Genomic DNA, 4,963 nt, shown 5'->3' with positions numbered 1-4,963 from the left:
CCAGGAAATTGGGGAACAACATGCAACTGTGAAACTGAATCAAACCAATCTCGATTGACACGGGGAGTCATATCAGCCAGGAGCCACTTGAAGCGAAGCCCGTGGTGTTTTCCAGCACGCAGGCGTGACAAGCGCCCGCCCTCTCCCCCAGCCCCTCTCCCGCGCGCGGGAGAGGGGAGCTACGCTGGCGCTGGATTTCGCTTGGACCCTGCCTGCAATTCGCGCTCCGGCCGTCCCGGAGCCATCCGGTTTCGAATCTGGTTATCATGGTCCAGTCACCATCACCGCCAGCATGAACGAAGCACCTCCTATGCGAAACCGGATCAACGAAGAAATCACCTTGCGCAAGCTCGAAGTCCTGCTCGCCTACATGGAGACGGGCAACCTCGCCAAGGCCGCCGAGGCGCTGGATGTGAGCACGGTCAGCGTGCACCGCGCGCTGCACTCTCTGGAAGAAGGCATGCGCTGCGCCCTGTTCCGCCACGAAGGGCGCAACCTGCTGCCGACCGAAGCCGCGCACGTGCTGGCGGATGTGGCTACCGATGTCATCAAGGCCATGGCCGACGGCATCCGCGCCACGCGCCAGGCCGCCGGGTACTCGGCCGATCACATGAAAATCGGCTCGCTCTATTCGCTGACCATCCGCACGGTGCCGGACGTGGTGATCGGCATCAAGGTCAGGCGGCCGGAACTGCAGGCGGAGCTGGTGCTCGGCTCCAATGCCGACCTGCTCTTCAAGCTCAAGCAAGGCGCGATCGACGCCGCGCTGATGGCCATGCCCGAGCCGGATCCCGAGATCGAATCCATCGCGCTGTTCGACGACGAGATCTACTTCGCCGCGCCGGCGGATTCGCCCTACGCGCGGCAAGCCTCCATCGACCTGCGGCAATGCCGGGACGAACCCTTCGTCACGCTCAGCGAGGGCTTCATCACCTACCAGGGCTTCATGGAAGCGTTCCGCATCGCCGACTTCACGCCCAATGTGGTGATGAAGGTCGGCGACATCTTCTCGCTGATGAACCTGGTCAGCGGCGGCGTGGGCTACGCGCTGCTGCCCGGCCGCGTGCGCGATGTGTTTGCGCACAAGGTGGCGCTGATCCCGCTGGCCGCGCAGTACCGGCTGCGCCAGACCATTGGCCTGAGTTTTCTGCGGCGGCGTGAGCGGGATCCGAATTTGCTGGCGCTGGCGGCGGTTTGCCGGTTGACGATGCGCTCGCCGCAGCCCGCCTAGCCGACGATCGCCTTGGTCGCCAGGAACAACAGCGACGGCCCCAGCAGGCAACCCAGCCCGGTGTGGAACGTGGCCACCAGCGCACCATAAGGCACCAGCCTGCGATCCGTTGCGGCCAGCCCCGCGGAAACCCCGCTGACGGTGCCGGCGAGGCCACCGAACACCATCGCGGCGCGCGGGTTGTTCAGGCCGAGAAAGCCTGCCGCCATGGGCGTGCCCACCATCACGATGATGGCCTTGATCAGCCCGGTGGCGATGCTCAGCGCGATCACGTCGGAACTGGCGCCCAGCGCTGCCCCGGTGACCGGCCCCACGATATACGTCACCGCGCCGGCGCCGATGGTGGTCATGCTGACCGCATCGCTGTAGCCAAAGGCGCGCGCCACGACAGCACCCACGATAAACGGCAGGATGGTGCCGAGCAGCAGCGACACCGCGCCGACCAGCCCGGCCTTGCGCGCCTCGGTGACCTGCACCTCGAAGGCGGTGGCGACGATGGCGAAGTCGCGCAGCATGGCGCCGCCCATCAGGCCGATGCCGGAGAACAGCGAGAGATCCGCCAGGCCTTTTTCCTTGCCGGTGACGATGCCGCCGTAGTAGGCCAGCAGCAGGCCGATGACGATGGCGATGGCGGAGGCATGGACGCGCCCGAAGGTCAGCCAGCGCGATAGCCTTGATGACAGCCACATGATGATCCCGACCGCGGCGAACGCGGTGACCAGGGCATTCTGCAGCAGGATGTTCTCGATAATGTGCGAGATGGAATGCGGCATGGCGGCGTCCTTAGCGCGAAGCGTGGCTGGGGTTGGCTTCCGGCGAGAGCAGCGGCGGCAGTGGCGCGTGGTCGCCGGTGCGGCTGAGCACGGCAATGCAGCAGGCAGACACCAGCACCGCGCCGACTGCCGCGATCAGCGCCACCGGCCCGCCGCGCAACGCGGCGACCACGTTCTGCTGTGCCGCCATCGCCACCACCACCGGGATATACATCGCCCCCCAGAAGCCCACGCCCGCCTCGGTCTCCTTGGGCAGAAGTCCGCGTCCGTGCAGGTAGAGCCGTATCGAGATCAGCAGCAGCATGGCGATGCCGACGCCGCCCACATTGGCCTTGACGCCGATCGCGATGCCCAGCAGCTCGCCAAGGAACAGGCCGACGAGATGGCAAAGCGCCAGCAAGGCGGTTCCGTAGATGATCATGGTGGTGTCTCCTGTTGGCCCATCGGCAAGATTGCGCGCGGGCTGGTTCTAGGTTTGATGGATGCAATCTAGGCGAGCCATCGCACTACATCAATCAACCCGGCGAGAGAATCGTTAGCGTGGGATTAACGGCGGGAAACGGATATCCGGCGCACTTGTGACCAAGCCAGCCCTTGCGTGGCGCGCGGCGGCGTACGGGCCGCGCGAGACGCGGCGCGAACGCCTGGCATGTCGGGCCGCCAACACTTACACCTAGAGTAACGATGCCGCGCCGGGCGTCATTGCTTGCGCCGCGCGCGCTGCGTATCTTGGTGCCATCCCTAGCATCAAGCACACCGGAGACGCGATGCCGAACCCAGCCACGGACCGACAGTGGGACACCCGCCGCACCGAAAAGCGCCGCCGCATGGCACGCGGCGCCGCCTTTGCCAGCGGCCGTGTCGTGCCCACCGCCGACATCGTCCCATTCCTCGAAGCCATCACCGCGCCGGGCGACCGCGTGGTGCTGGAGGGCAACAACCAGAAGCAGGCCGACTTCCTCTCGCGCTCGCTGGCCGAGGTGGACCCGGCCAAGGTGCATGGCCTGCACATGATCATCCCGAGCGTGAGCCGGGTGGAACACCTCGACCTGTTCGAGCGCGGCATTGCCAGGAAACTGGACTTTGCCTACGCCGGCGCGCAGAGCCTGCGCATCTCGCAGTTCCTGGAAGATGGCCAGCTTGAAGTCGGCGCGATCCACACGTACATCGAGCTGTACGCGCGGCTCTATGTGGATCTCACGCCCAACATCGTGCTGATCGCCGGCTACAAGGCCGACCGCGATGGCAACCTCTACACCGGCGCCAGCACCGAGGACACGCCCGCCCTGGTGGAGGCCGCCACCTTCCGCGACGGCATCGTGGTGGCCCAGGTCAACGAGATCGTGGACGACCCCGCCGGCCTGCCGCGCGTGGATATCCCCGGCTCGTGGATCGACTACGTGGTGCAGGCGGACAAGCCCTTCTTCTGCGAGCCGCTGTTCACGCGCGATCCGCGCCTGATCAAGCCGGTGCACGTGCTGATGGCCATGATGGCAATCCGCGGCGTGTACGAGCGCCACCAGGTGCAGTCGCTCAACCACGGCATCGGCTTCAATACCGCGGCCATTGAGCTGATCCTGCCCACCTACGGCGAGTCGCTCGGCCTCAAGGGCAAGATCTGCAAGTACTGGACGCTGAACCCGCACCCCACGCTGATCCCCGCCATCGAGTCCGGCTGGGTGGAGAGCGTGCACAGCTTCGGCAGCGAGCTCGGCATGGAGAACTATGTGGCCGCGAGGCCGGACGTGTTCTTCACCGGCGCAGATGGCTCGATGCGCTCCAACCGCGCCTTCTGCCAGCTAGCCGGCCAGTACGCGGTGGACCTGTTCATTGGCTCCACGCTGCAGATCGACGGCGACGGCCATTCCTCCACGGTCACACGCGGGCGCTTGTCCGGCTTTGGCGGCGCGCCCAACATGGGCCACAACCCGGGCGGGCGGCGCCATCCCACGCCGGCATGGCTCGACCTGATCGAGACCGACGACCCGCTCGCGCGCGGCCGCAAGCTGGTGGTGCAGATGGTGGAGACCTTCCAGGCCGGCGGCAAGCCGACCTTTGTCGAGTCGCTCGACGCGGTGCAGGTGGCCAAGGACAGCGGCATGCCGCTGGCCCCGGTGATGATCTACGGCGACGATGTCACGCACGTGCTGACCGAGGAAGGCATCGCCTATCTCTACAAGGCACGCTCGCTGGAGGAGCGCCGCGCCATGCTGGCGGCCGTGGCCGGCGTGACGCCGATCGGCCTGCGCCACGACCCCAGCACCACGCGCCGCATGCGCAGCGACGGCCTGATCGCGCTGCCCGAAGACCTCGGCGTGCAGCGCAGCCAGGCTACCCGCTCGCTGCTGGCAGCCAAGAGCATGGCCGACCTGGTCGACTGGTCCGGCGGGCTGTACGAGCCGCCGGCACGCTTTCGGAGCTGGTGATGGCTAACCCCGCATGGCTTGCCCGGCGGCACGTTGATGCCGGATTCGACCCCGCTGCCATCGCACTGGCCGATCTCGCGGTCAGCGCGCTGATCGACGAGGCCGCGCTGTCGCCCAAGCCCGGGCTGGTGGATGGCCGCGGCAATGGCGCCCACGCCGATCTCAACCTGGACCTGATGCGCGTCTCGGCGCGCGCGCTGCATCCTGCTTTTGTGGAGATGGCAGCGGCGGGCATGCGCGCGGCGCGGCCCGGCGTGGCGCTGCGCGAGCGGCTGGGCGCGCTTGGCCGCGAAGCGGAGGCCGCGATGATGCGCGCCACCGGCGGCATCAATACGCATCGCGGCGCGATCTGGAGCCTGGGGCTGCTGGTTGGCGCCGCGGGGCTGCACCGTCACGCAGGCTCGGCGCATGGCATCGCGCGCTGCGCTGGCGCCATCGCCCGCGTCCCCGACCGGCACCGCCCCGCGCGTACCGGCCACAAGGGCGAACGCGCCTGCATCGACTACGGCGTCGCCGGCGCGCGCGGCCAGGCG

5 protein-coding genes are annotated in these 4,963 nt (G+C 67.5%); 3 read left to right on the top strand and 2 right to left on the bottom strand.

All coding sequences use genetic code 11. From position 1 onward, the window contains the following. The first annotated feature begins 310 nt into the window (after window positions 1-310). Window positions 311-1,231, top strand: a complete 921-nt coding sequence (locus ACGLHR_RS50580) for a LysR family transcriptional regulator (protein ID WP_400103525.1) — start codon at window positions 311-313, stop codon at window positions 1,229-1,231. On the opposite strand, the gene madM is transcribed toward ACGLHR_RS50580, so the two are convergent. After that, complete coding sequence (madM, locus tag ACGLHR_RS50575) at window positions 1,228-2,004, bottom strand: malonate transporter subunit MadM (protein WP_267605566.1); 777 nt, start codon at window positions 2,002-2,004, stop codon at window positions 1,228-1,230. The genes ACGLHR_RS50580 and madM overlap by 4 nt on opposite strands. Before the next feature lie 10 nt (window positions 2,005-2,014). Then, complete coding sequence (madL, locus tag ACGLHR_RS50570; RefSeq protein ID WP_318237004.1) at window positions 2,015-2,425, bottom strand: malonate transporter subunit MadL; 411 nt, start codon at window positions 2,423-2,425, stop codon at window positions 2,015-2,017. Window positions 2,426-2,771: 346 nt separating this feature from the next. On the opposite strand from madL, the gene mdcA reads away from it, so the two are divergent. Continuing rightward, the gene (gene mdcA / locus ACGLHR_RS50565) at window positions 2,772-4,430 is read left to right on the top strand and encodes a malonate decarboxylase subunit alpha (protein WP_400103522.1); all 1,659 of its coding nucleotides are present in this window, start codon (window positions 2,772-2,774) and stop codon (window positions 4,428-4,430) included. Continuing rightward, the coding region (locus ACGLHR_RS50560) for a triphosphoribosyl-dephospho-CoA synthase (RefSeq protein ID WP_400103520.1) at window positions 4,430-4,963 on the top strand (534 nt) is incomplete at its 3' end. The genes mdcA and ACGLHR_RS50560, both read left to right, overlap by 1 nt.

It is taken from the genome of Cupriavidus sp. CuC1 (assembly GCF_044627735.1).
Classification (GTDB): Bacteria; Pseudomonadota; Gammaproteobacteria; order Burkholderiales; family Burkholderiaceae; genus Cupriavidus; species Cupriavidus ulmosensis.
Note: the sequence above shows the minus strand (reverse complement) of the source record. Positions and strands in the feature narration are given on the sequence as shown.

What these genes read in the sequence shown, in the direction of transcription:
- madL (WP_318237004.1), bottom strand. Translation starts at nt 2,425, where the DNA reads ATGATCATCTACGGAACCGCCTTGCTGGCGCTTTGCCATCTCGTCGGC.
- mdcA (WP_400103522.1), top strand. Translation starts at nt 2,772, where the DNA reads ATGCCGAACCCAGCCACGGACCGACAGTGGGACACCCGCCGCACCGAA.
- ACGLHR_RS50580 (WP_400103525.1), top strand. Translation starts at nt 311, where the DNA reads ATGCGAAACCGGATCAACGAAGAAATCACCTTGCGCAAGCTCGAAGTC.
- madM (WP_267605566.1), bottom strand. Translation starts at nt 2,004, where the DNA reads ATGCCGCATTCCATCTCGCACATTATCGAGAACATCCTGCTGCAGAAT.